Genomic DNA, 21511 nt, shown 5'->3' with positions numbered 1-21511 from the left:
CACTCGTTCAGGTGGCGGCCTGGGAATCGAAGCGCGGCAGCGGGCGTTGTACATCACACGAGCGGCGGCCGACCGCGAGAAGGCCGTGGTTCGCGCCTTGATCAACACCCGGCTCGCGCGGGTGGCGGATCGGCTAAGGTGGAACGACACGCCGCTGGTATCCACCCGAATGCCCCGAAGTCACCCCCGATGTGACTGGACCCGGATCGGGCGGGTATCTTTGATGTCTGTGCCCGGCACGCGCTGGGCCGCTCTGCGTGCCATCCGGCCCGCCGGGGCGCTTCGGTGTTCCCGTCGGACGTCACGGCGAAGCGGAGATCCACGGAAATCCGAGGGAACGTTATCGGTCGAAAGACCTAGACGCGGGCCGACACGCCCGACCTCGGGGGCCGGGGAGAGCGAGAAAACAGACGCAGAGACGACAGAAGACAAGCAAGACGCGACAGAAAGCTGGTCCATTGCCCACGATCCAGCAGCTGGTCCGCAAGGGCCGCCAGGACAAGGCTGCCAAGCAGAAGACCGCGGCGCTCAAGGGGAGCCCGCAGCGTCGTGGCGTGTGCACTCGCGTGTACACCACCACTCCCAAGAAGCCGAACTCGGCGCTGCGCAAGGTCGCGCGTGTGAAGCTGACCAGCGGCATCGAGGTCACCGCCTACATCCCGGGCGAGGGCCACAACCTGCAGGAGCACTCGATGGTGCTCGTGCGTGGTGGTCGTGTGAAGGACCTGCCCGGCGTCCGCTACAAGATCATTCGCGGTTCGCTTGACACCCAGGGTGTGAAGAACCGGAAGCAGGCGCGTAGCCGGTACGGCGCGAAGAAGGAGAAGAGCTAATGCCCCGCAAGGGTCCGGCCCCGAAGCGGCCTCTGATCTCTGACCCGGTTTATGCCTCGCCGCTGGTCACCCAGTTGGTCAACAAGGTGCTCAAGGACGGCAAGCGCTCCCTGGCCGAGCGCATCGTCTACGGCGCGCTCGAAGGCGCCCGGGAGAAGACCGGCACCGACCCGGTCGTCACGCTCAAGCGTGCCCTGGACAACGTGCGGCCCACCATCGAGGTGAAGAGCCGCCGCGTGGGTGGTGCCACCTACCAGGTGCCCATCGAGGTCAAGCCGGGCCGCTCGACGACCCTTGCCCTCCGCTGGATCGTCGCCTTCTCCCAGCAGCGTCGCGAGAAGACCATGATCGAGCGCCTGCAGAACGAGCTGCTCGACGCGAGCAACGGCCTCGGGGCCAGCGTGAAGCGCCGCGAGGACACCCACAAGATGGCCGAGTCCAACAAGGCGTTCGCCCACTACCGGTGGTGAACGTAGCCCGGCTGCCGACGAAAGCCTGGCCGGGCCCCAAGCTTCTAGACAGGGGAACAGTGCAGTGGCACGCGAAGTGCTGACCGACCTGAACAAGGTCCGCAACATCGGCATCATGGCTCACATCGACGCCGGTAAGACCACCACCACCGAGCGGATCCTGTTCTACACCGGGATCAACTACAAGATCGGCGAAGTCCACGACGGCGCCGCGACGATGGACTGGATGGAGGAGGAGCAGAAGCGGGGTATCACCATCACCTCGGCTGCCACCACCACCTTCTGGGCCGACTACCAGATCAACATCATCGACACGCCCGGCCACGTCGACTTCACCGTCGAGGTGGAGCGCAACCTGCGCGTGCTCGACGGTGCGGTCGCCGTCTTCGACGGCAAGGAAGGTGTCGAGCCCCAGTCCGAGCAGGTCTGGCGCCAGGCCGACAAGTACGACGTCCCCCGGATCTGCTTCGTCAACAAGATGGACAAGCTGGGTGCGGACTTCTACTTCACCGTGAAGACCATCGAGGACCGTCTCGGTGTCCGTCCGCTGGTCATCCAGCTGCCGATCGGTGCCGAGAACGAGTTCGAGGGCGTCGTCGACCTGGTCCGCATGAAGGCGCTGACCTGGCGCGGTGAAGTGCAGAAGGGCGAGGACTACGAGGTCGAGGAGATCCCGGCCGCGCTCGCCGACAAGGCTGCCGAGTACCGCGAGAAGCTCATCGAAGCGATCGCCGAGACCGACGACTCCCTGATGGAGAAGTTCTTCGGTGGTGAGGAGCTGACCGAGGCGGAGATCAAGGCCGGTATCCGCAAGCTCACCATCGCGCGTGAGGCTTACCCGGTGCTGTGCGGCTCCGCGTTCAAGAACAAGGGCGTGCAGCCCATGCTCGACGCGGTGATCGACTACCTGCCGTCGCCGCTGGACCTGCCGCCGGTCGAGGGCACGCTCACCGATGGTGAGACCCCGGCTTCCCGGAAGGCGTCGGTCGACGAGCCGTTCTCGGCCCTCGCGTTCAAGATCGCCGCGCACCCGTTCTTCGGCAAGCTGACCTACATCCGGGTCTACTCGGGCAAGGTCGCAGGCGGTGCCCAGGTCATCAACTCGACCAAGGAGCGCAAGGAGCGCATCGGGAAGATCTTCCAGATGCACTCCAACAAGGAGAACCCGGTCGACGACGCCCAGGCCGGTCACATCTACGCGGTCATCGGTCTGAAGGACACCACGACCGGCGACACCCTGTGCGACCCGCAGCACCCGATCGTGCTGGAGTCGATGACGTTCCCCGAGCCGGTCATCCGGGTGGCCATCGAGCCCAAGACGAAGGCCGACCAGGAGAAGCTGTCCCTGGCGATCCAGAAGCTGGCCGAAGAGGACCCCACGTTCCAGGTCAACCAGGACGAGGAGACCGGTCAGACGATCATCGCCGGCATGGGCGAGCTGCACCTCGAGGTGCTCGTCAACCGGATGAAGTCCGACTACAAGGTCGAGGCGAACATCGGTAAGCCACAGGTGGCCTACCGCGAGACCATCCGCAAGACGGTCGAGAAGTTCGACTACACGCACAAGAAGCAGACCGGTGGCTCCGGCCAGTTCGCGAAGGTCATCATCGCGCTGGAGCCGCTCGCGACTACGGACGGTGCACTCTACGAGTTCGACAACAAGGTCACCGGTGGCCGCATCCCCCGGGAGTACATCCCCTCGGTGGACGCGGGCGCCCAGGACGCCATGCAGTACGGCGTGCTGGCCGGATACCCGCTGGTCGGGTTGAAGGTGACCCTGTTGGACGGTGCGTACCACGAGGTCGACTCTTCGGAAATGGCCTTCAAGATCGCCGGTTCGATGGCGCTCAAGGAAGCCGCGAAGAAGGCCAGCCCGGTACTGCTGGAGCCGATGATGGCGGTCGAGGTGACCACGCCCGAGGACTACATGGGTGACGTCATCGGTGACCTCAACTCCCGCCGTGGCCAGATCCAGGCCATGGAGGAGCGGGCGGGTTCCCGCGTCGTGAAGGCGCTGGTCCCGCTCTCGGAGATGTTCGGTTACGTGGGCGACCTGCGGTCTCGCACCCAGGGTCGCGCGAACTACTCCATGACGTTCGACTCCTACGCCGAGGTTCCGGCGAACGTCGCGAAGGAGATCATCGCGAAGGCGACGGGGGAGTAGCACCCGGAGCACCCAACGCGGGCGCGGAAGGGGCCTCCCCTAAGGTCCGCACAACGAACCAGATCGAGTCGCTGTCCGACTGCCACGTCGGCCGGTGAGCAAGCAAGAGTCCAGGAGGACATTCCAGTGGCGAAGGCGAAGTTCGAGCGGAGCAAGCCGCACGTCAACATCGGAACCATCGGTCACGTCGACCACGGGAAGACCACTCTGACCGCGGCGATCACCAAGGTTCTGCACGACAAGTACCCGGACCTCAACGAGTCCCGGGCATTCGACCAGATCGACAACGCGCCGGAAGAGCGGCAGCGTGGTATCACGATCAACATCTCGCACGTCGAGTACCAGACCGAGAAGCGTCACTACGCTCACGTGGACGCCCCCGGTCACGCGGACTACATCAAGAACATGATCACCGGTGCGGCCCAGATGGACGGCGCGATCCTCGTGGTCGCGGCGACCGACGGCCCGATGCCGCAGACCCGTGAGCACGTGCTGCTCGCCCGCCAGGTCGGTGTGCCCTACATCGTCGTGGCGCTGAACAAGGCCGACATGGTCGACGACGAGGAGATCCTCGAGCTCGTCGAGCTGGAGGTCCGTGAGCTGCTGTCCTCGCAGGAGTTCCCCGGCGACGACGCCCCGGTGGTCAAGGTCTCCGGCCTGAAGGCCCTCGAGGGTGACCCGAAGTGGTCGGAGTCGGTTCTCGAGCTGATGCAGGCCGTCGACGACAACGTGCCGGACCCGGTGCGTGACCTCGACAAGCCGTTCCTGATGCCGATCGAGGACGTCTTCACGATCACCGGTCGTGGCACCGTGGTGACCGGTCGCGTCGAGCGCGGTGTCATCAACGTGAACGAAGAGGTCGAGATCGTCGGCATCAAGGAGAAGTCGCAGAAGACGACTGTCACCGGTGTCGAGATGTTCCGCAAGCTGCTCGACTCGGGCCAGGCCGGTGACAACGTCGGTCTGCTCCTGCGTGGCATCAAGCGTGAGGACGTCGAGCGCGGCCAGGTCGTCGTGAAGCCCGGCACCACCACCCCGCACACCGAGTTCGAGGGCCAGGTCTACATCCTGTCCAAGGACGAGGGTGGTCGGCACACGCCGTTCTTCAACAACTACCGTCCGCAGTTCTACTTCCGCACCACCGACGTGACCGGCGTGGTGACTCTCCCCGAGGGCACCGAGATGGTCATGCCGGGCGACCACGTGGAGATCAAGGTCCAGCTGATCCAGCCGGTCGCCATGGACGAGGGTCTGCGGTTCGCCATCCGTGAGGGTGGCCGGACCGTCGGCGCCGGCCAGGTCACCAAGATCGAAAAGTGATTTCACTCCGACCCCGGGGCTCTTCGGACCCCGGGGTCGGGTTGTGAAATCACGTATGCGACACTATTTGGGTTGCTCGTCGCGGGGCGGCCGATTCGCGGTTGCGGATGCGGCCGCCCTGGCGCGAGCGGTCAGGGCGAGTTCGCCCCGGCGAAATCAGGACCAACCGGCACGGCAATGATCCAGCGGGATCAGTCTGCGTATCGGGCGCGACACGCCCGACCGCGTGGACCGGCCAGCACGATGTTGACGTGCGGAAATAGCGGCACAAGACCGGGACCTTGGCCGGGGCGAAACCGAGTTCGCTCGGGCTCTGTCCAGGGAAGAAGACAAGGAACGAGCTGCAACCATGGCGGGACAGAAGATCCGCATCAGGCTCAAGGCCTACGACCACGAGGCGATCGACGCCAGCGCGCGCAAGATCGTCGAGACGGTGACGCGCACCGGCGCCTCGGTCGTCGGACCTGTGCCGCTGCCCACCGAGAAGAACGTTTACTGCGTCATCCGCTCGCCGCACAAGTACAAGGACTCGCGCGAGCACTTCGAGATGCGCACGCACAAGCGTCTGATCGACATCCTCGACCCGACGCCGAAGACGGTGGACGCGCTCATGCGCATCGACCTGCCGGCGAGCGTCGACGTCAACATCCAGTAAGCGTTGGGCGAGCGGCGGAGATAAGAGACTCATGTCTGACAGGGAAGTGAAGGGCATCCTGGGCACCAAGCTCGGCATGACCCAGGTCTTCGGCGAGGACAACCGGGTGATCCCGGTGACCGTCGTGAAGGCCGGGCCGAACGTGGTGACCCAGGTGCGCACGAAGGACAAGGACGGCTACGAGGCCGTGCAGCTGGCGTTCGGCGCCATCGACCCGCGCAAGGTCAACAAGCCGAAGACCGGCCACTTCGACAAGGCCGGTGTGACCCCGCGCCGTCACGTGGTGGAGCTGCGCACCACCGACGCCGACAGCTACGAGGTCGGCCAGGAGATCACCGCCGAGGTGTTCCCCGCCGGTTCGCGCGTCGACATCACCGGGACCAGCAAGGGTAAGGGTTACGCCGGTGTCATGAAGCGCCACGGCTTCAAGGGCCAGGGCGCCAGCCACGGTAACCAGGCCAAGCACCGCGCCCCCGGCTCGATCGGTGGCTGCGCGACCCCGGGCCGCGTGTTCAAGGGTCTGCGGATGGCGGGCCGGATGGGTAACGTCCGCGTCACCACCCAGGGCCTGACCGTGCACGACGTCCGCGCCGAAGAGGGCCTGCTGCTGATCAAGGGCGCCGTCCCCGGCCCCAACGGCAGCCTCGTGTTCGTCAAGACCGCCGCGAAGGGTGGTGCGACCGCATGACCAGCGTGGAACTGAAGACCCCCGCAGGTACCGCCGAGGGCACCGTCGAGCTCCCCTCGGAGATCTTCGACGTGCAGGCCAACGTGCCGCTGATGCACCAGGTCGTGGTGGCCCAGCTGGCCGCCGCGCGCCAGGGCACGCACGACACCAAGACCCGCGGTGAGGTCTCCGGTGGCGGCAAGAAGCCGTACCGCCAGAAGGGCACCGGTCGCGCCCGCCAGGGTTCGACCCGGGCGCCGCAGTTCGCCGGTGGTGGCGTCGTGCACGGCCCCACGCCGCGTGACTACACGCAGCGCACCCCGAAGAAGATGAAGGCCGCCGCCCTGCGTGGCGCCCTTTCCGACCGGGCGCGCGCGGGCCAGTTGCACGTGCTGACCGGGCTGGTCGGCGGCGAGAAGCCGTCCACCAAGGACGCCAAGAAGGCGCTGGCCGCGGTGACGCAGGCGAAGCGAATCCTCGTGGTGCTCAACCGCGACGAGGAGCAGAGCTGGCTGTCGGCTCGCAACCTGACGTACGTGCACCTGATCCACCCGGACCAGCTGAACACCTACGACGTGCTGGTCAACGACGACGTGGTGTTCACCAAGGCCGCCTACGACACCTTCGTGTCCGGTCCGGCGACGGGCAAGGGCGCCAAGGCCTCGGCCAAGTCGAGTGAGGTTGAAGGGAGTGACGAGCAGTGAGCTCCGTGGCCATCCCTGACCCGCGCGACATCTTGCTCGCGCCGGTGATCTCCGAGAAGTCCTACGGGCTGCTCGAAGACCACAAGTACACGTTCGTGGTCCGGCCCGACGCCAACAAGACCCAGATCAAGATCGCGGTCGAGCAGATCTTCGGCGTCAAGGTGGTCAGCGTGAACACGCTGAACCGGCCGGGCAAGCGCAAGCGGACCCGTACCGGTTATGGCAAGCGCAAGGACACCAAGCGCGCCATCGTGACGTTGTCCGCCGAGAGCAAGCCGATCGAGATCTTCGGCGGACCCGCCGCGTAAGGGACGGAAGCTGTCATGGGTATTCGTAAGTACAAGCCGACCACTCCGGGCCGCCGCGGCTCGAGCGTGTCGGACTTCGCCGAGATCACCCGGTCGGAGCCGGAAAAGTCGCTGCTGCGCCCGCTGCACGGCCGCGGCGGCCGTAACTCCTCGGGCAAGATCACCACGCGGCACAAGGGTGGCGGGCACAAGCGGGCCTACCGGGTCATCGACTTCCGTCGCAACGACAAGGACGGCATCCCGGCCAAGGTCGCGCACATCGAGTACGACCCGAACCGGTCCGCCCGCATCGCGCTGCTGCACTACGTGGACGGCGAGAAGCGCTACATCATCGCGCCGGACAAGCTGAAGCAGGGCGACCAGGTCGAGAGCGGCCCCCGCGCCGACATCAAGCCGGGCAACAACCTGCCGCTGCGCAACATCCCGGTCGGCACCGTGGTGCACGCGATCGAGCTCCGCCCCGGTGGCGGCGCGAAGATCGCCCGCTCCGCCGGTGCCCGGGTACAGCTGGTCGCCAAGGACGGCCCGTACGCCCAGCTGCGGATGCCCTCGGGCGAAATCCGCAACGTGGACGTGCGCAACCGCGCCACCGTCGGCGAGGTCGGCAACTCCGAGCACGCCAACATCAACTGGGGCAAGGCGGGCCGGAACCGCTGGCGGGGCAAGCGCCCGACCGTCCGTGGTGTCGTGATGAACCCGGTCGACCACCCGCACGGTGGTGGTGAGGGTAAGACCTCCGGTGGTCGTCACCCGGTGAACCCGAACGGTAAGCCGGAAGGCCGCACCCGTCGTCGCAAGCCGAGCGACAAACTGATCGTCCGCCGCCGGCGTACCGGCAAGAAGCGCTGAGCAGGGAGGTAGAAGAACATGCCACGTAGCCTCAAGAAGGGCCCGTTCGTGGACGACCACCTGCTCAAAAAGGTGGACGCGCTCAACGAGTCCGGCAAGAAGACGGTCATCAAGACCTGGTCCCGCCGGTCGACGATCATCCCCGACATGCTCGGGCACACGATCGCCGTCCACGACGGCCGCAAGCACGTCCCGGTGTTCGTCACCGAGGCGATGGTGGGTCACAAGTTGGGCGAGTTCGCCCCGACGCGGACCTTCAAGGGCCACATCAAGGACGACCGCAAGTCGCGCCGTCGCTGAGCGCGCACCGAGAAGAGGAACTAACGAATGAGTGCCCAGAAGAACGTGGCGGCCGGGGAAGACACAGCTCTTCCCATGGCCTACGCGCGGGCTCGCTTCGTCCGGGACTCGCCGATGAAGGTGCGCCGGGTGATCGAGCTGATCAAGGGTCGTAACGCCCAGGAGGCCCTGGCCGTGCTGCGGTTCGCTCCGCAGGCCGCGAGCCAGCCGGTGGCGAAGGTGCTCGCGAGCGCCATCGCGAACGCCGAGAACAACCTGGACCTGGACCCCGACACGCTGTGGGTGAAGAACGCCTACGCCGACGAAGGTCCGACGCTCAAGCGCATCCGGCCCCGCGCGCAGGGTCGCGCCTACCGGATCCGCAAGCGGACGAGCCACATCACGGTTGAGGTCGAGTCTCGTCCGGAGAAGAAGAGCGGCAAGAAGAAGGGTGGCCGGTAGTAGTGGGCCAGAAGATCAACCCGCACGGCTTCCGGCTCGGCATCACCACGGACTGGAAGTCCCGGTGGTACGCCGACAAGCAGTACGCGGAGTACGTGGCCGAGGACGTCAAGATCCGGAAGCTGCTCTCCACCGGTATGGAGCGTGCCGGCATCTCCAAGGTCGAGATCGAGCGCACCCGTGACCGGGTCCGCGTCGACATCCACACCGCGCGTCCCGGCATCGTGATCGGCCGCCGCGGTGCGGAGGCCGACCGCATCCGCGGTGCGCTGGAGAAGCTGACCGGCAAGCAGGTGCAGCTGAACATCCTCGAGGTGAAGAACCCCGAGGCCGACGCCCAGCTCGTCGCGCAGGGTGTCGCGGAGCAGCTGTCGAACCGTGTCGCCTTCCGGCGCGCGATGCGCAAGGCGATCCAGACCTCGATGCGCTCGCCTCAGGTCAAGGGCATCCGGGTGCAGTGCGGTGGCCGCCTCGGCGGTGCCGAAATGTCGCGCTCGGAGCACTACCGCGACGGCCGCGTGCCGCTGCACACCCTGCGTGCCGACATCGACTACGGCTTCTTCGAGGCCCGCACCACCTTCGGGCGCATCGGCGTCAAGGTGTGGATCTACAAGGGTGACGTCGTCGGTGGCCTGAAGGCCAAGGAGGCCCGTGACGCCGCCGCGGCGGCGGAGCGTGCGCCGCGCCGCGACCGGCCGTCGCGCCCGCGCCGTTCGGGTGCCTCCGGCACCACGCCGACCTCGACCGAGGCCGGGCGGGCTGCGGCCGCCGCGAAGACTGACAGCGACGTCGCGACCAGCGAGGCCCCCGCTCAGGGCGCGCCGGGCGCGGCCGAGAAGACGGAGGGCTGAGGCGTGCTCGTCCCACGCAAGGTCAAGCACCGCAAGCAGCACCACCCGAAGCGCACCGGTGCCGCCACGGGCGGCACGAAGGTGACCTTCGGTGAGTACGGTATCCAGGCGCTTGAACCCGCTTACGTGACCAACCGGCAGATCGAGTCCGCTCGTATCGCCATGACCCGGCACATCAAGCGTGGCGGGAAGATCTGGATCAACATCTTCCCGGACCGCCCGCTCACCAAGAAGCCGGCCGAAACCCGCATGGGTTCCGGTAAGGGTTCGCCGGAGTGGTGGGTCGCGAACGTCAAGCCGGGTCGCGTGATGTTCGAGATGAGCTTCCCGAACGAGGCGACCGCCCGTGAGGCGCTGCGCCGCGCGATCCACAAGCTGCCCATGAAGTGCCGAATCGTGACCCGTGAAGGTGGTGAGTTCTGATGGCGAAAGCTGGAACCGCTCCGTCAGAGCTTCGTGAGCTCACCAACGAAGAGCTCGTGCTGCGCCTGAAGGAAGCCAAGGAGGAGCTGTTCAACCTCCGCTTCCAGATGGCCACCGGGCAGCTGGACAACAACCGTCGGCTGCGCACCGTGCGCACCGACATCGCGCGGATCTACACGATCATGCGCGAGCGGGAGCTCGGCCTGTCGGTCGCTCCCGACGGTGAGAGCGAGGAAGGTGCGGCATGAGCGAGACCGAGCAGCTCGCTGGTCAAGAAGCGCAGAAGCTGGTGCGTTCTCAGTCGGGTCGTAACTACCGCAAGGTCCGTGAGGGCTACGTCGTCTCGGACAAGATGGACAAGACGATCGTGGTCGAGCTCGAGGACCGGAAGAAGCACCCGAAGTACCCCAAGGTCGTCCGCACCACCAGCAAGGTGAAGGCGCACGACGAGGAGAACACCGCCGGCATCGGCGACCGCGTGATTCTCATGGAGACCCGCCCGCTGTCGGCCACCAAGCGGTGGCGGCTCGTGCGGATCGTGGAGAAGGCCAAGTAAGTAGGGGCCCGAGCCCCTTCCGTTCCGCCAGGCTCACGAGAGTGAGAACCGGCGAGACATACAGGAGTTGACGTGATCCAGCAGGAGTCGCGGCTGCGAGTCGCCGACAACACGGGCGCCAAGGAGATCCTTTGCATCCGCGTGCTCGGCGGGTCGGGGCGGCGCTACGCGGGTATCGGCGACATCATCGTCGCCACCGTTAAGGACGCCATCCCGGCTGCCGGGGTGAAGAAGGGTGACGTGGTCAAGGCCGTCGTCGTCCGCACGGTGAAGGAGCGGCGTCGCCCGGACGGCTCCTACATCCGGTTCGACGAGAACGCCGCGGTGCTCATCAAGAATGACAACGAGCCGCGCGGTACCCGCATCTTCGGCCCGGTCGGTCGTGAGCTGCGTGACCGCAAGTTCATGAAGATCATCTCCCTCGCGCCGGAGGTGTTGTGATGAAGGTGAAGAAGGGCGACACGGTCGTCGTCATTTCCGGCAAGGACAAGGGCGCGAAGGGCAAGGTCATCCAGGCCTACCCGGACCGTCAGCGTGTGCTGGTCGAGGGCGTGAACCGGATCAAGAAGCACACCCGGATCACCCAGACGCAGCGCGGAGCGCAGTCCGGCGGGATCGTTACCCAGGAGGCGCCCATCCACGTTTCGAACGTGATGGTCGTCGACTCGGACGGCAAGCCGACCCGCGTCGGTTACCGCATCGGCGAGGACGGCAAGAAGGTTCGCGTCTCGCGCCGGACCGGTAAGGACATCTGATGACGACCGCAGAGAAAATCGTGCCGCGGTTGAAGACGAAGTACCGCGAGCAGATCAAGAACGAACTCCAGCAGGAGTTCACCTACGCCAACGTGCACCAGATCCCGGGCGTGGTGAAGGTCGTCGTCAACATGGGTGTCGGCGACGCCGCGCGGGACAGCAAGCTGATCGAGGGCGCCGTGCGCGACCTGGCCACCATCACCGGGCAGAAGCCCGAGGTGCGCAAGGCCCGCAAGTCCATCGCGCAGTTCAAGCTGCGCGAGGGCCAGCCGATCGGCGCCCGCGTCACCCTGCGCGGTGACCGGATGTGGGAGTTCCTGGACCGGCTGCTGAGCATCGCTCTGCCGCGTATCCGTGACTTCCGCGGGCTGTCGCCCAAGCAGTTCGACGGCAACGGCAACTACACCTTCGGTCTCAACGAGCAGTCGATGTTCCACGAGATCGACCCGGACGCCATCGACCGCCCCCGCGGTATGGACGTCACCGTTGTCACCACCGCTACCACCGATGACGAGGGCCGCGCGCTGCTTCGCAAGCTCGGCTTCCCGTTCAAGGAGGCGTAAGCCATGGCCAAGAAGGCTCTGATCGCCAAGGCCGCCCGCAAGCCGAAGTTCAAGGTGCGCGCCTACACCCGCTGCAACCGCTGCGGTCGGCCGCACTCGGTGTTCCGCAAGTTCGGACTCTGCCGGGTGTGCCTCCGCGAGATGGCGCATGCGGGCGAACTGCCGGGCGTGTCCAAGTCCAGCTGGTAATCCAAGAACTCAGGCTCCCACTTCGCCACAGGCCCTCACCCAGGGGGAACCAGGCGAGAAAGGTTGACAGGTCACCATGACGATGACCGACCCGATCGCAGACTTCTTGACTCGTCTGCGCAACGCCAACTCGGCGTACCACGACGAGGTCGTGCTGCCTCACTCGAAGCTCAAGGCGAACATCGCGGAGATCCTCAAGCGCGAGGGCTACATCGCGAGCTACCGCTCCGAGCCGGGCGAGAAGCACAAGAACCTCGTCGTCGAACTGAAGTACGGCCGCAACCGCGAGCGCAGCATCGCCGGTCTGCGCCGGGTGTCGAAGCCTGGTCTTCGGGTGTACGCGAAGTCCACGGAGCTCCCCAGCGTGCTGGGCGGCCTCGGCATCGCGATCATCTCGACGTCCTCCGGTCTGCAGACCGACCGGCAGGCCAAGCGCAACGGAGTGGGCGGGGAAGTCCTCGCCTACGTCTGGTAAGGGAGGGAGTGTAGGCATGTCACGTATCGGAAAGCTGCCGATCACCGTCCCTTCCGGGGTCGAGGTGACCATCGACGGCCAGCAGATCTCGGTGAAGGGGCCCAAGGGCACCCTGTCGCACACTGTCGCGGAGCCGATCAGCGTGGAACGCGCCGAAGACGGCACGCTGCACGTGAAGCGGCCCAACGACGAGCGGGAGAGCCGCGCGCTGCACGGACTCACCCGGACCCTGGTGCACAACCTGGTCGTCGGGGTGACCGAGGGTTACGAGAAGAAGCTCGAGATCCACGGCGTCGGTTACCGCGTGCAGGCCAAGGGCAATGACCTCGAGTTCGCCCTCGGCTACAGCCACCCGGTGCTGATCGAGGCCCCCGAGGGCATCACCTTCAAGGTGGAGACCCCGACCCGGTTCTCGGTGTCCGGCATCGACAAGCAGAAGGTCGGCCAGACGGCCGCGGTCATCCGCCGGCTGCGCCGCCCTGACCCGTACAAGGGCAAGGGGCTGCGCTACGAGGGCGAGCGGATCCGTCGCAAGGTCGGAAAGACGGGTAAGTGATCATGAGCGAAACCTCAACCAAGCGGAAGCCGGTCGGCAAGGACGTGTCGACCCGGCGCCGCGTCGCGAAGGCGCGCCGTCACTTCCGGCTCCGCAAGAAGATCAGCGGGACCGCCGAGCGGCCCCGGCTGTCGGTGAAGCGGTCCTCGCGGCACATCTACGTCCAGGTGATCGACGACCTGACCGGCCACACGCTGGCCGCCGCGTCGTCGATGGAGGCCGACGTGCAGGCGCTCGAGGGCGACAAGAAGGCCAAGGCCGCCAAGGTCGGCGAGCTGCTGGCCGCCCGTGCGAAGAACGCGGGTATCTCCGGTGTGGTGTTCGACCACGGTGGCAACGGCTACCACGGGCGGATCGCCGCGCTTGCCGACGCCGCCCGCGAGGCGGGGTTGGAGTTCTAGAACGGTGAAGACGCAGCAGAAGCTTCAAGTTGGAAGGAAAGCCTGATGCCGGGACGTACACGGCAATTCGGCGGCGGGCAGGGCGGTCCGGGCGGCCAGGGCGGTAGCGACCGCGGCGACCGTCGGGACCGCAGGGACCGCCGCGACAGTGGCCGTGGCGGGGCCGGCCAGGACAAGACCCCGCACCTCGAGCGCGTCGTGGCGATCAACCGTGTCGCCAAGGTCGTCAAGGGTGGTCGTCGCTTCAGCTTCACCGCTCTGGTGGTCGTCGGTGACGGCGACGGTCAGGTCGGCGTCGGCTACGGCAAGGCCAAGGAGGTGCCCGCGGCGATCGCCAAGGGCGTCGAGGAAGCGAAGAAGAACTTCTTCCGCGTGCCTCGGATCGCCGGCACCATCCCGCACCCGATCCAGGGTGAGGACGCCGCCGGTGTGGTGCTGCTCCGTCCGGCCAGCGCCGGTACCGGTGTCATCGCCGGTGGCCCCGTGCGCGCGGTGCTGGAATGCGCTGGCGTGCACGACGTGCTGTCGAAGTCGCTCGGCAGCGACAACGCGATCAACATCGTGCACGCGACCGTGGCGGCCCTGAAGGGTCTGCAGCGTCCGGAGGAGGTGGCGGCCCGCCGTGGCCTGCCGCTCGAGGACGTGGCGCCCGCCCGGATGCTGCGTCAGCGTGCGGGACAGGGGGTCTGACATGGCTCAGCTCAAGGTCACCCAGGTCAAGAGCAAGATCGGCACCAAGCACAACCACCGGGAGTCGCTGCGGACCCTCGGACTGCGCAAGATCCGCCAGTCCGTGGTCCGCGAGGACACCCCGGAGGTCCGTGGCCTCATCCACGCGGTGCGCCACCTCGTGACCGTTGAGGAGGTCCAGGCATGACCGCCATCAAGATCCACCACCTGCGGCCCGCGCCCGGCGCCAAGCGCGACAAGATCCGCGTCGGCCGTGGTGAGGGTTCCAAGGGCAAGACCGCCGGCCGCGGTACGAAGGGCACCAAGGCACGGAAGAACGTGCCCGCCGCCTTCGAAGGTGGCCAGATGCCGCTGCACATGCGGCTGCCGAAGCTGCGTGGCTTCAAGAACCGCTTCCGCACCGAGTACCAGCCGGTGAACGTGGGCGACATCGCTCGCGTGTTCACCGACGGCGGGGCGGTCGGCAAGGACGAGCTGGTCGCTCGCGGCCTGGTCCGCAAGGGCAAGCTGGTCAAGGTGCTGGGCAACGGCGACGTCAACGGCGTCAAGCTGGACGTCACCGCGGACGCCTTCTCCACCTCCGCCAAGGAGAAGCTGGAGGCGGCCGGAGGCTCGGCCACCGTCGCCTGATCGGCCCGATCCGGTCCAGCCGGTTCGATTCGCAGTACCCGAACAGACGGCCCGTCACTTGTGACGGGCCGTCTCTTCATGTCCGCGGGAGGCCGTAGCCGGCCGTCTGGGAGGGGCGTGGATAACCCGTTGGAGCCATAAAGGTAACCTGCGGTGAGGCCACTACCGTGGCGGCTGTTAGAGTCGGCAGCGCGTTTCGGGACAACTCTGCCCTGAGGCGTTCCTGGCCCATGCCAGTGCAGCTGTGTTCCCGCCGGCCCCGTGCCGGCCAAGCCGATCGTCGGCGACACCCGCCGGCGACGCCGAGGAGGTCCCCCGCGTGCTCAGCGCCTTCCGCTCGGCTCTCGCTACGCCGGACCTGCGCAAGAAGATCCTGTTCACGCTGATGATCGTGGCCGTGTACCGCATCGGTGCGGTCACACCGGCGCCCGGGGTCTCCTATCCCAACGTGCAGGCGTGTGGGGCGCAGGCCGACTCATCGGGTATCTACTCGCTGCTGAACCTGTTCAGCGGCGGGGCGCTCCTGCAGCTGTCCATCTTCTCGACGGGCATCATGCCCTACATCACGGCGAGCATCATCATCCAGTTGCTCACCGTCGTGATCCCGCGGTTCGAGGAGTTGAAGAAAGAGGGCCAGTCCGGCCAGAACAGGATGACCCAGTACACCCGGTACCTGACGATCGCGCTGGCGATCCTGCAGGCCACCGGCGTGGTCGCGCTCGCCGACCGCGGGGCCCTGTTCCAGAGCTGCACCGTGCCGATCATCCCGGACAACAGTGTCTGGTCGCTCGCGCTCATCGTCGTCACCATGACCGCCGGTACCGCGGTCATGATGTGGCTGGGGGAGCTCATCACCGAGCGCGGCGTCGGCAACGGCATGTCCGTTTTGATCTTCCTGAACATCGCCGCCCGCATCCCGGCCGAGGGCAAGAACATCCTCGACAGCAAGGGCGGCCTGGTCTTCGCGCTGGTCTGCGTGTTCGGCCTGCTGATCATTGCCAGTGTCATCTTCGTGGAGCAGGGGCAGCGCCGGATTCCGGTGCAGTACGCGAAGCGGATGATCGGCAGGCGGATGTATGGCGGTACCTCGACGTACCTGCCGATCAAGGTGAACCAGGCCGGTGTCATCCCGGTCATCTTCGCGTCTTCGCTGCTCTACCTGCCGGATCTGATCAGCCGTCTGGTGGGTAGCCCGACCAGCCCCTCGGGCTGGCAGGCCTTCCTGCAGAACTACGTGGTCAACCAGGGGAACTACGTACACATTCTGCTGTACTTCGGCCTGATCATCTTCTTCACGTACTTCTACATCACGATTACGTTCAACGTGGACGAGCGTGCTGAGGAGATGAAGAAGTTCGGTGGCTTCATTCCGGGTATCCGTCCCGGTCGTCCGACCGCGGAATACCTGAACTATGTGCTCGGCAGGATCACCCTGCCCGGGTCGATCTACCTCGGTGTCATCGCCATCCTGCCCAACTTCTTCCTGTCCATGACCCAGCAGGGGAACAACCAGAGCTTCCCCTTCGGCGGTACCGCCGTGCTGATCATGGTGGGTGTCGGCCTTGACACCGTGAAGCAGATCGAAAGCCAGCTCATGCAGCGTAATTACGAAGGGTTTCTGCGATGACACGCCTGGTTCTTGTCGGCCCGCCGGGAGCGGGAAAGGGTACCCAGGCCGAGGCGTTGTCGCAGAAGCTGTCCGTCCCGCACATCTCCACCGGCGAACTGTTCCGTGCCCACGTCGCCGAGCGCACCCCGCTGGGCGAGGAGGCCAAGCGCTACCTCGACTCGGGCGAGCTCGTGCCGGACACCGTGACCAACGAGATGGTGCGCGAGCGCCTGGCCGAGGCCGACGCGAAGGCCGGCTTCCTGCTGGACGGATTCCCGCGCAACGCGAAGCAGGCCGAGGTGCTCGGCAACATGCTGGCGGAGGTCGACACCGCGCTGGACGCGGTCATCCAGCTGGACGTGCCGGAGGACGTGGTCGTGGAGCGGCTGATGTCGCGGGGTCGCTCGGACGACACCGAGGAGGTCATCCGGCGCCGTCAGCAGGTGTACCAGTCGGACACCGCCCCGCTGCTCGAGTACTACAAGGACATCCTGATCAAGGTGGACGGCGTCGGCGACGTCGAAGAGGTCTCCGCACGGGTGCTGAACGCCCTGCGTGACCGCCACTGAGGCCGAAGGCGTCATAAGGCATTGAGGCTGTTGCGGCGGCGTAGCTCGATCGAGATCAAGACTCCGGGTGAGCTGGAGGCCATGCGGGCGGCGGGTCTGGTGGTGTACCGGACCCTGACCCTGCTGGGTGAGGCGGTCAAGCCCGGGGTGAGCACTGCGGAGCTGGACGAGCTCGCGGAGCAGACCATCCGGGAGGCGGGGGCAGTGCCCTCGTTCAAGGGCTACCACGGTTTCCCGGCATCGATCTGCGCTTCGGTGAACGAGCAGGTCGTGCACGGGATCCCGGCGAAGACCACGGTTCTCGCCGACGGTGATCTGATCTCGATCGACTGCGGCGCGATCCTGGACGGATGGCACGGCGACTCGGCCGTCACGCTGGCCGTGGGTACGGCCTCTGCGGCCGACCTCGCGCTGTCCGAAGCGACCAAGAGCGCCATGTGGGCCGGCATCAAGGCGGCCGTACCCGGCGCGAAGCTGACCGACATCTCCCACGCCGTCCAGCTGGCCGCGGAAGCGGCCGGCGAGGCCGACGGGGTTTCCTACGGGGAGATCGTGGAGTACGGCGGGCACGGGATCGGCCGCGAGATGCACATGGACCCGTTCCTGCCGAATGTCGGCAAGCCCGGGAAGGGCCCTCGCCTGCGGGTGGGGATGGCTCTGGCGATCGAACCGATGCTCACCGGCGGTTCCGGTGAAACCCTCGAGCTCGACGACGGGTGGACCGTGATCACCGAGGACGGTTCGCGTGCGGCCCACTGGGAGCACACCGTCGCCATCACCGAGGACGGTCCCTGGGTGCTCACCGCGGCCCCCGAAACCGCCTGACGCGGCCCCTGCCTTAACACAGCTCACCCCGGCTCGCAGGCTGCGACACGGAGTGCGTACACTTGTTAGTCGGCGACTCATCGCGCCGGTTCCAGCGCGCTCGTGATCTCTCGCGTGAAGTGTTCTTGGATTCGGGGTGGTGTGTGCGTCGGCACCACACAGTCAGGCATTCGGTGCTCAACCAAAATCACGAAACGCGGAGGATATGGCTAAGAAAGACGGGGCCATCGAGGTCGAGGGTCGCGTGGTCGAGCCACTCCCCAACGCGATGTTTCGAGTCGAGTTGGAGAACGGCCACAAGGTCCTGGCGCACATCAGCGGCAAGATGCGGCAGCACTACATCCGCATCCTGCCGGAGGACCGTGTTGTCGTAGAGCTTTCGCCCTACGACCTGTCCCGTGGTCGGATCGTCTACCGCTACAAGTGATCACGTTGGGCAACGGTTAAGAAGACGGGTTGCGAACCCGGGTGAGGGTACCTGTGCCCTCACCATGCGCATGTCCGGGCACGTGGGTGCCGGGAGGGCGCACGGGGTCGTGGCGAACTAGGAAGCAGGAGACGTGAAGGTTCAGCCGAGCGTCAAGAAGATCTGCGACAAGTGCAAGGTGATCCGCCGCCACGGCCGGATCATGGTGATCTGCGAGAACCTGCGTCACAAGCAGCGTCAGGGCTGATCACGGCACTGTCCGCGGAGCGGATTGGCCACCTCAACCCTCCCCGCACCTGCCGGACCGGCGACGGTCCGGCCGACCCCCGGACTCCAGGCCGGGGCCGGGACACCAGCCGCGCGAGCGGATGGCACGACAGCGAGTCGGTCCCGGAACCGGGCGGGGAGCACACCTGGAGTGACGAAGACACAAAGGAGCATCAGCGCCCATGGCACGACTCGCTGGCGTCGATCTTCCCCGCGAAAAGCGGTTGGAGATCGCGCTGACCTACATCTACGGCATCGGCCGTACCCGCTCGAAGCAGCTCATCGCGGCGACCTCCCTCAGCCCGGACACCCGGGTGCGGGATCTCACCGACGATGACCTCGTCAAGCTGCGGGATCACATCGAAGAGAACTTCAAGGTCGAGGGTGACCTTCGCCGCGAGGTGAACGCCGACATCCGGCGGAAGATCGAGATCGGCTGCTACGAGGGTCTCCGGTGGCGGCGCGGGCTTCCCGTCCGCGGCCAGCGCACCAAGACCAACGCTCGTACCCGCAAGGGGCCGAAGAAGACGGTCGCCGGGAAGAAGAAGGCCGGCAAGAAGTGAGTGTTCAGGGCAAGAAGGTCGTGCGTTTCGGTGGGCAGCGGCTCACCCGGACCTCGTGCGTATCGCCGAAGGCCCTCTACGCGCGCCCGATGGCGCTGCGTCAGTTGTACGCCGACGCCGGCTCGCTGATCCGTCGCGGACAGCGGGAAGCCCTGGAGGCAGCATCGGCCGCCGCCGCTCACGAAGACAGCTCGCGCTAAGAGGAGAATCACCCAGACATGCCACCCAAGTCTCGTACCGCCGGGGCCAAGAAGGTCCGGCGGAAGGAAAAGAAGAACGTCGCGCACGGCCACGCGCACATCAAGAGCACGTTCAACAACACCATCGTGTCGATCACCGACCCCACCGGTGCGGTGATCTCGTGGGCCTCGTCCGGCCACGTCGGGTTCAAGGGCTCGCGCAAGTCCACCCCGTTCGCCGCGCAGATGGCCGCCGAGAACGCGGCCCGCAAGGCCGCCGAGCACGGCATGAAGAAGGTCGACGTGTTCGTCAAGGGCCCGGGTTCCGGCCGTGAGACGGCGATCCGTTCGCTGCAGGCCGCCGGTCTCGAGGTCGGCACCATCCAGGACGTGACCCCGCAGCCGCACAACGGCTGCCGCCCGCCCAAGCGGCGCCGGGTCTGAGGAACGGGGAGGAGTAAGAACACATGGCTCGCTACACCGGCCCCGCGACTCGTATCTCGCGGCGTCTCAAGGTCGACCTCATCGGCGGCGACCAGGCTTTCGAGCGTCGTCCCTACCCGCCCGGCCAGCACGGCCGCGGCCGGGTCAAGGAGAGCGAATACCTGCTCCAGCTGCAGGAGAAGCAGAAGGCTCGCCACACCTACGGCATCCTCGAGCGGCAGTTCAGCCGCTACTACAAGGAAGCCGCCCGGCGCACCGGCAAGACCGGTGAGAACCTGCTGCAGATCCTGGAGTCCCGCCTGGACAACGTGATCTACCGCGCCGGCATCGCGCGCACCCGCCGCCAGGCTCGCCAGCTGGTCAGCCACGGGCACTTCCTGGTCAACGGCCAGAAGGTGAACATCCCCAGCTACCAGGTGGCGAAGTGGGACATCATCGACGTGCGGCCGAAGTCGATGTCGATGCTGCCGTTCGTCGCCGCGAAGGAATCCTTCGGCGACCGGCCCGTCCCGGCTTGGCTGCAGGTCGTGCCGTCGAACCTCCGCGTCCTGGTGCACCAGCTCCCCGAGCGGGCCCAGATCGAGGTTCCGGTGCAGGAACAGCTGATCGTCGAGTTCTACTCGAAGTGATCGACAGCGGCGGCGCGTCCCATGCGCGCCGCCGCTTCGCCACCCCTTTCGGCGTCATATGGCGGGCGCCGGCAGGAAAGGAAGAAAGAAAGTGCTGATTTCCCAGCGACCGGCCCTCGGCGAGGAGCCGATCAACGAAACCCGGTCCCGGTTCACCATCGAGCCGCTGGAGCCCGGCTTCGGGTACACGCTCGGCAACTCGCTGCGGCGCACGCTGCTGTCGTCCATCCCGGGCGCGGCGGTCACCAGCATCCGCATCGACGGTGTCCTGCACGAGTTCACCACCGTCCCGGGGGTGAAGGAAGACGTCACCGACATCATCCTGAACCTCAAGGAACTGGTCGTGTCCTCCGAGGAGGACGAGCCGGTCACCATGTACCTGCGCAAGCAGGGCCCCGGTGAGGTCACCGCGGCCGACATCGTGCCCCCGGCCGGTGTCACCGTGCACAACCCCGATCTGCACATCGCCTCGCTGAACGGCAAGGGCAAGCTGGAGATCGAGCTGGTCGTCGAGCGCGGCCGCGGTTACGTGCCCGCCCTGCAGAACAAGCAGGCGGGCGCCGAGATCGGCCGGATCCCGGTCGACTCGATCTACTCGCCGGTGCTCAAGGTCACCTACAAGGTCGAGGCGACCCGTGTCGAGCAGCGCACCGACTTCGACAAGCTGATCCTGGACGTGGAGACCAAGCCGTCGATCACGCCCCGGGACGCCGTCGCGTCGGCAGGCAAGACGCTGGTCGAGCTGTTCGGTCTCGCCCGCGAGCTGAACGTCGACGCCGAAGGCATCGAGATCGGCCCGTCGCCGCAGGAGGCGGACACCATCGCCGCCTACGCGATGCCGATCGAGGACCTCGACCTGACCGTCCGGTCGTACAACTGCCTCAAGCGCGAGGGCATCCACACCGTGGGTGAGCTCGTCTCCCGCAGCGAGGCGGACCTGCTCGACATCCGCAACTTCGGTGCCAAGTCGATCGACGAGGTCAAGCTGAAGCTGGTCGGTCTGGGTCTTTCGCTCAAGGACAGCCCGCCCGGGTTCGACCCGACGGCCGCCGCCGCCAGCTACGAGGGCGAAGGCTGGTCCGAGGGCGTCGACACTATTTCGGACGCTGGCCACGACGACGGCCAGGACTACGCAGAGACGGAGCAGTTGTAGGCCGGTGACCGCTCGTCCACCGCGGCCGCCCGCGGTGGACGAGCGC

Annotated in this window: 35 protein-coding genes; all 35 read left to right on the top strand. The window is 66.5% G+C overall.

Features of this window, described 5'->3' with window-relative positions:
• Positions 1-458 precede the first annotated feature (458 nt).
• The 35 genes from rpsL to ORV05_RS30100 all read left to right on the top strand — a co-directional run bounded on the left by rpsL (position 459) and on the right by ORV05_RS30100 (position 21465).
• The gene (rpsL, locus tag ORV05_RS30270) at positions 459-833 is read left to right on the top strand and encodes a 30S ribosomal protein S12 (RefSeq protein ID WP_003102113.1); all 375 of its coding nucleotides are present in this window, start codon (positions 459-461) and stop codon (positions 831-833) included.
• A complete protein-coding gene (gene rpsG, locus ORV05_RS30265) occupies positions 833-1303 on the top strand; it encodes a 30S ribosomal protein S7 (protein ID WP_144586620.1) in 471 nt (156 codons plus the stop codon). The genes rpsL and rpsG overlap by 1 nt, the downstream gene beginning before the upstream one ends.
• Positions 1304-1367: 64 nt before the next feature.
• Positions 1368-3467, top strand: a complete 2100-nt coding sequence (gene fusA, locus ORV05_RS30260) for an elongation factor G (RefSeq protein WP_268755335.1) — start codon at positions 1368-1370, stop codon at positions 3465-3467.
• Between the two features lie 126 nt (positions 3468-3593).
• Positions 3594-4787 carry an elongation factor Tu gene (tuf, locus tag ORV05_RS30255; protein ID WP_144586622.1) on the top strand — a complete coding sequence of 398 codons (1194 nt, stop codon included), beginning with the start codon at positions 3594-3596 and terminating at the stop codon, positions 4785-4787.
• A 349-nt stretch (positions 4788-5136) separates the two neighbouring features.
• Positions 5137-5442, top strand: coding sequence for a 30S ribosomal protein S10 (rpsJ, locus tag ORV05_RS30250; protein ID WP_003883485.1), 306 nt, complete (start codon positions 5137-5139; stop codon positions 5440-5442).
• A gap of 31 nt (positions 5443-5473) precedes the next feature.
• Positions 5474-6130, top strand: a complete 657-nt coding sequence (gene rplC / locus ORV05_RS30245) for a 50S ribosomal protein L3 (protein WP_268755334.1) — start codon at positions 5474-5476, stop codon at positions 6128-6130.
• Positions 6127-6813 (top strand): 50S ribosomal protein L4, encoded by a 687-nt coding sequence (gene rplD / locus ORV05_RS30240; protein WP_268755333.1) that lies wholly within the window; start codon positions 6127-6129, stop codon positions 6811-6813. Before rplC ends, rplD begins: the two co-directional genes overlap by 4 nt.
• Positions 6810-7121 (top strand): 50S ribosomal protein L23, encoded by a 312-nt coding sequence (rplW, locus tag ORV05_RS30235; protein WP_144586625.1) that lies wholly within the window; start codon positions 6810-6812, stop codon positions 7119-7121. The genes rplD and rplW overlap by 4 nt, the downstream gene beginning before the upstream one ends.
• Before the next feature lie 15 nt (positions 7122-7136).
• Complete coding sequence (rplB, locus tag ORV05_RS30230; protein ID WP_144586626.1) at positions 7137-7970, top strand: 50S ribosomal protein L2; 834 nt, start codon at positions 7137-7139, stop codon at positions 7968-7970.
• Positions 7971-7988: 18 nt separating this feature from the next.
• Positions 7989-8270, top strand: a complete 282-nt coding sequence (gene rpsS, locus ORV05_RS30225) for a 30S ribosomal protein S19 (RefSeq protein ID WP_027940998.1) — start codon at positions 7989-7991, stop codon at positions 8268-8270.
• Between the two features lie 27 nt (positions 8271-8297).
• Positions 8298-8711 carry a 50S ribosomal protein L22 gene (gene rplV, locus ORV05_RS30220; protein WP_144586627.1) on the top strand — a complete coding sequence of 138 codons (414 nt, stop codon included), beginning with the start codon at positions 8298-8300 and terminating at the stop codon, positions 8709-8711.
• Between the two features lie 2 nt (positions 8712-8713).
• Positions 8714-9562, top strand: coding sequence for a 30S ribosomal protein S3 (gene rpsC, locus ORV05_RS30215; RefSeq protein WP_144586628.1), 849 nt, complete (start codon positions 8714-8716; stop codon positions 9560-9562).
• 3 nt (positions 9563-9565) lie between these two features.
• The gene (rplP, locus tag ORV05_RS30210) at positions 9566-9985 is read left to right on the top strand and encodes a 50S ribosomal protein L16 (RefSeq protein WP_144586629.1); all 420 of its coding nucleotides are present in this window, start codon (positions 9566-9568) and stop codon (positions 9983-9985) included.
• The gene (gene rpmC / locus ORV05_RS30205) at positions 9985-10233 is read left to right on the top strand and encodes a 50S ribosomal protein L29 (RefSeq protein ID WP_144586630.1); all 249 of its coding nucleotides are present in this window, start codon (positions 9985-9987) and stop codon (positions 10231-10233) included. Before rplP ends, rpmC begins: the two co-directional genes overlap by 1 nt.
• The gene (gene rpsQ / locus ORV05_RS30200; RefSeq protein ID WP_144586631.1) at positions 10230-10541 is read left to right on the top strand and encodes a 30S ribosomal protein S17; all 312 of its coding nucleotides are present in this window, start codon (positions 10230-10232) and stop codon (positions 10539-10541) included. Before rpmC ends, rpsQ begins: the two co-directional genes overlap by 4 nt.
• A gap of 72 nt (positions 10542-10613) precedes the next feature.
• Complete coding sequence (gene rplN / locus ORV05_RS30195; protein WP_091505022.1) at positions 10614-10982, top strand: 50S ribosomal protein L14; 369 nt, start codon at positions 10614-10616, stop codon at positions 10980-10982.
• Complete coding sequence (gene rplX / locus ORV05_RS30190) at positions 10982-11296, top strand: 50S ribosomal protein L24 (protein ID WP_144586632.1); 315 nt, start codon at positions 10982-10984, stop codon at positions 11294-11296. Before rplN ends, rplX begins: the two co-directional genes overlap by 1 nt.
• A complete protein-coding gene (gene rplE, locus ORV05_RS30185) occupies positions 11296-11859 on the top strand; it encodes a 50S ribosomal protein L5 (protein ID WP_144586633.1) in 564 nt (187 codons plus the stop codon). The genes rplX and rplE overlap by 1 nt, the downstream gene beginning before the upstream one ends.
• Positions 11860-11862: 3 nt before the next feature.
• Positions 11863-12048, top strand: coding sequence for a type Z 30S ribosomal protein S14 (locus ORV05_RS30180; RefSeq protein ID WP_091505019.1), 186 nt, complete (start codon positions 11863-11865; stop codon positions 12046-12048).
• Between the two features lie 76 nt (positions 12049-12124).
• Positions 12125-12523 carry a 30S ribosomal protein S8 gene (gene rpsH / locus ORV05_RS30175; protein ID WP_268755332.1) on the top strand — a complete coding sequence of 133 codons (399 nt, stop codon included), beginning with the start codon at positions 12125-12127 and terminating at the stop codon, positions 12521-12523.
• A 16-nt stretch (positions 12524-12539) separates the two neighbouring features.
• Positions 12540-13079, top strand: a complete 540-nt coding sequence (rplF, locus tag ORV05_RS30170; RefSeq protein WP_144586635.1) for a 50S ribosomal protein L6 — start codon at positions 12540-12542, stop codon at positions 13077-13079.
• 2 nt (positions 13080-13081) lie between these two features.
• Positions 13082-13480 carry a 50S ribosomal protein L18 gene (gene rplR, locus ORV05_RS30165; RefSeq protein WP_144586636.1) on the top strand — a complete coding sequence of 133 codons (399 nt, stop codon included), beginning with the start codon at positions 13082-13084 and terminating at the stop codon, positions 13478-13480.
• Positions 13481-13525: 45 nt separating this feature from the next.
• A complete protein-coding gene (rpsE, locus tag ORV05_RS30160) occupies positions 13526-14170 on the top strand; it encodes a 30S ribosomal protein S5 (RefSeq protein WP_144586637.1) in 645 nt (214 codons plus the stop codon).
• Position 14171: 1 nt separating this feature from the next.
• Positions 14172-14357 carry a 50S ribosomal protein L30 gene (gene rpmD, locus ORV05_RS30155; protein WP_144586638.1) on the top strand — a complete coding sequence of 62 codons (186 nt, stop codon included), beginning with the start codon at positions 14172-14174 and terminating at the stop codon, positions 14355-14357.
• On the top strand, positions 14354-14800 hold the full coding sequence (gene rplO, locus ORV05_RS30150) for a 50S ribosomal protein L15 (RefSeq protein ID WP_268755331.1): 447 nt from the start codon (positions 14354-14356) through the stop codon (positions 14798-14800). The genes rpmD and rplO overlap by 4 nt, the downstream gene beginning before the upstream one ends.
• Before the next feature lie 319 nt (positions 14801-15119).
• A complete protein-coding gene (gene secY / locus ORV05_RS30145) occupies positions 15120-16427 on the top strand; it encodes a preprotein translocase subunit SecY (RefSeq protein ID WP_268755330.1) in 1308 nt (435 codons plus the stop codon).
• On the top strand, positions 16424-16978 hold the full coding sequence (locus tag ORV05_RS30140) for an adenylate kinase (RefSeq protein WP_144586641.1): 555 nt from the start codon (positions 16424-16426) through the stop codon (positions 16976-16978). Before secY ends, ORV05_RS30140 begins: the two co-directional genes overlap by 4 nt.
• 81 nt (positions 16979-17059) lie before the next feature.
• The gene (gene map, locus ORV05_RS30135) at positions 17060-17803 is read left to right on the top strand and encodes a type I methionyl aminopeptidase (RefSeq protein WP_268759969.1); all 744 of its coding nucleotides are present in this window, start codon (positions 17060-17062) and stop codon (positions 17801-17803) included.
• A 205-nt stretch (positions 17804-18008) separates the two neighbouring features.
• Positions 18009-18230, top strand: coding sequence for a translation initiation factor IF-1 (gene infA / locus ORV05_RS30130; RefSeq protein WP_004558881.1), 222 nt, complete (start codon positions 18009-18011; stop codon positions 18228-18230).
• 133 nt (positions 18231-18363) lie between these two features.
• Complete coding sequence (gene rpmJ / locus ORV05_RS30125) at positions 18364-18477, top strand: 50S ribosomal protein L36 (RefSeq protein ID WP_004558882.1); 114 nt, start codon at positions 18364-18366, stop codon at positions 18475-18477.
• 202 nt (positions 18478-18679) lie between these two features.
• The gene (gene rpsM, locus ORV05_RS30120; RefSeq protein WP_268755329.1) at positions 18680-19060 is read left to right on the top strand and encodes a 30S ribosomal protein S13; all 381 of its coding nucleotides are present in this window, start codon (positions 18680-18682) and stop codon (positions 19058-19060) included.
• Positions 19057-19260, top strand: coding sequence for a hypothetical protein (locus tag ORV05_RS30115; protein ID WP_186382431.1), 204 nt, complete (start codon positions 19057-19059; stop codon positions 19258-19260). The genes rpsM and ORV05_RS30115 overlap by 4 nt, the downstream gene beginning before the upstream one ends.
• Positions 19261-19278: 18 nt before the next feature.
• Positions 19279-19683, top strand: coding sequence for a 30S ribosomal protein S11 (rpsK, locus tag ORV05_RS30110; RefSeq protein WP_091505007.1), 405 nt, complete (start codon positions 19279-19281; stop codon positions 19681-19683).
• Positions 19684-19706: 23 nt separating this feature from the next.
• Positions 19707-20312 carry a 30S ribosomal protein S4 gene (gene rpsD, locus ORV05_RS30105; protein WP_268755328.1) on the top strand — a complete coding sequence of 202 codons (606 nt, stop codon included), beginning with the start codon at positions 19707-19709 and terminating at the stop codon, positions 20310-20312.
• Positions 20313-20403: 91 nt separating this feature from the next.
• A complete protein-coding gene (locus ORV05_RS30100) occupies positions 20404-21465 on the top strand; it encodes a DNA-directed RNA polymerase subunit alpha (protein WP_144586644.1) in 1062 nt (353 codons plus the stop codon).
• The last annotated feature ends 46 nt before the right edge of the window (positions 21466-21511 follow it).

The organism is Amycolatopsis cynarae, assembly GCF_026802195.1.
Taxonomy (GTDB): Bacteria; Actinomycetota; Actinomycetes; order Mycobacteriales; family Pseudonocardiaceae; genus Amycolatopsis_E; species Amycolatopsis_E rhizosphaerae.
The sequence above is the reverse complement of the archived record's forward strand: the minus strand, read 5'-3'. Positions and strand labels throughout refer to the sequence as shown.

Excerpts from the sequence above, each read along its gene's own strand:
- rplV (WP_144586627.1), top strand. The coding sequence starts at position 8,298 with ATGAGTGCCCAGAAGAACGTGGCGGCCGGGGAAGACACAGCTCTTCCC.
- rplD (WP_268755333.1), top strand. The coding sequence starts at position 6,127 with ATGACCAGCGTGGAACTGAAGACCCCCGCAGGTACCGCCGAGGGCACC.
- rplX (WP_144586632.1), top strand. The coding sequence starts at position 10,982 with ATGAAGGTGAAGAAGGGCGACACGGTCGTCGTCATTTCCGGCAAGGAC.
- rpsD (WP_268755328.1), top strand. The coding sequence starts at position 19,707 with ATGGCTCGCTACACCGGCCCCGCGACTCGTATCTCGCGGCGTCTCAAG.
- ORV05_RS30180 (WP_091505019.1), top strand. The coding sequence starts at position 11,863 with ATGGCCAAGAAGGCTCTGATCGCCAAGGCCGCCCGCAAGCCGAAGTTC.
- infA (WP_004558881.1), top strand. The coding sequence starts at position 18,009 with ATGGCTAAGAAAGACGGGGCCATCGAGGTCGAGGGTCGCGTGGTCGAG.
- rpsH (WP_268755332.1), top strand. The coding sequence starts at position 12,125 with ATGACGATGACCGACCCGATCGCAGACTTCTTGACTCGTCTGCGCAAC.
- rplE (WP_144586633.1), top strand. The coding sequence starts at position 11,296 with ATGACGACCGCAGAGAAAATCGTGCCGCGGTTGAAGACGAAGTACCGC.
- rpsE (WP_144586637.1), top strand. The coding sequence starts at position 13,526 with ATGCCGGGACGTACACGGCAATTCGGCGGCGGGCAGGGCGGTCCGGGC.
- rpmD (WP_144586638.1), top strand. The coding sequence starts at position 14,172 with ATGGCTCAGCTCAAGGTCACCCAGGTCAAGAGCAAGATCGGCACCAAG.
- rpsJ (WP_003883485.1), top strand. The coding sequence starts at position 5,137 with ATGGCGGGACAGAAGATCCGCATCAGGCTCAAGGCCTACGACCACGAG.
- map (WP_268759969.1), top strand. The coding sequence starts at position 17,060 with ATGCGGGCGGCGGGTCTGGTGGTGTACCGGACCCTGACCCTGCTGGGT.
- rpsG (WP_144586620.1), top strand. The coding sequence starts at position 833 with ATGCCCCGCAAGGGTCCGGCCCCGAAGCGGCCTCTGATCTCTGACCCG.
- rplF (WP_144586635.1), top strand. The coding sequence starts at position 12,540 with ATGTCACGTATCGGAAAGCTGCCGATCACCGTCCCTTCCGGGGTCGAG.
- rpsS (WP_027940998.1), top strand. The coding sequence starts at position 7,989 with ATGCCACGTAGCCTCAAGAAGGGCCCGTTCGTGGACGACCACCTGCTC.
- ORV05_RS30140 (WP_144586641.1), top strand. The coding sequence starts at position 16,424 with ATGACACGCCTGGTTCTTGTCGGCCCGCCGGGAGCGGGAAAGGGTACC.
- rplB (WP_144586626.1), top strand. The coding sequence starts at position 7,137 with ATGGGTATTCGTAAGTACAAGCCGACCACTCCGGGCCGCCGCGGCTCG.
- rplR (WP_144586636.1), top strand. The coding sequence starts at position 13,082 with ATGAGCGAAACCTCAACCAAGCGGAAGCCGGTCGGCAAGGACGTGTCG.
- rpmC (WP_144586630.1), top strand. The coding sequence starts at position 9,985 with ATGGCGAAAGCTGGAACCGCTCCGTCAGAGCTTCGTGAGCTCACCAAC.
- rpsM (WP_268755329.1), top strand. The coding sequence starts at position 18,680 with ATGGCACGACTCGCTGGCGTCGATCTTCCCCGCGAAAAGCGGTTGGAG.
- rplO (WP_268755331.1), top strand. The coding sequence starts at position 14,354 with ATGACCGCCATCAAGATCCACCACCTGCGGCCCGCGCCCGGCGCCAAG.
- rpsQ (WP_144586631.1), top strand. The coding sequence starts at position 10,230 with ATGAGCGAGACCGAGCAGCTCGCTGGTCAAGAAGCGCAGAAGCTGGTG.
- rplC (WP_268755334.1), top strand. The coding sequence starts at position 5,474 with ATGTCTGACAGGGAAGTGAAGGGCATCCTGGGCACCAAGCTCGGCATG.
- rpsK (WP_091505007.1), top strand. The coding sequence starts at position 19,279 with ATGCCACCCAAGTCTCGTACCGCCGGGGCCAAGAAGGTCCGGCGGAAG.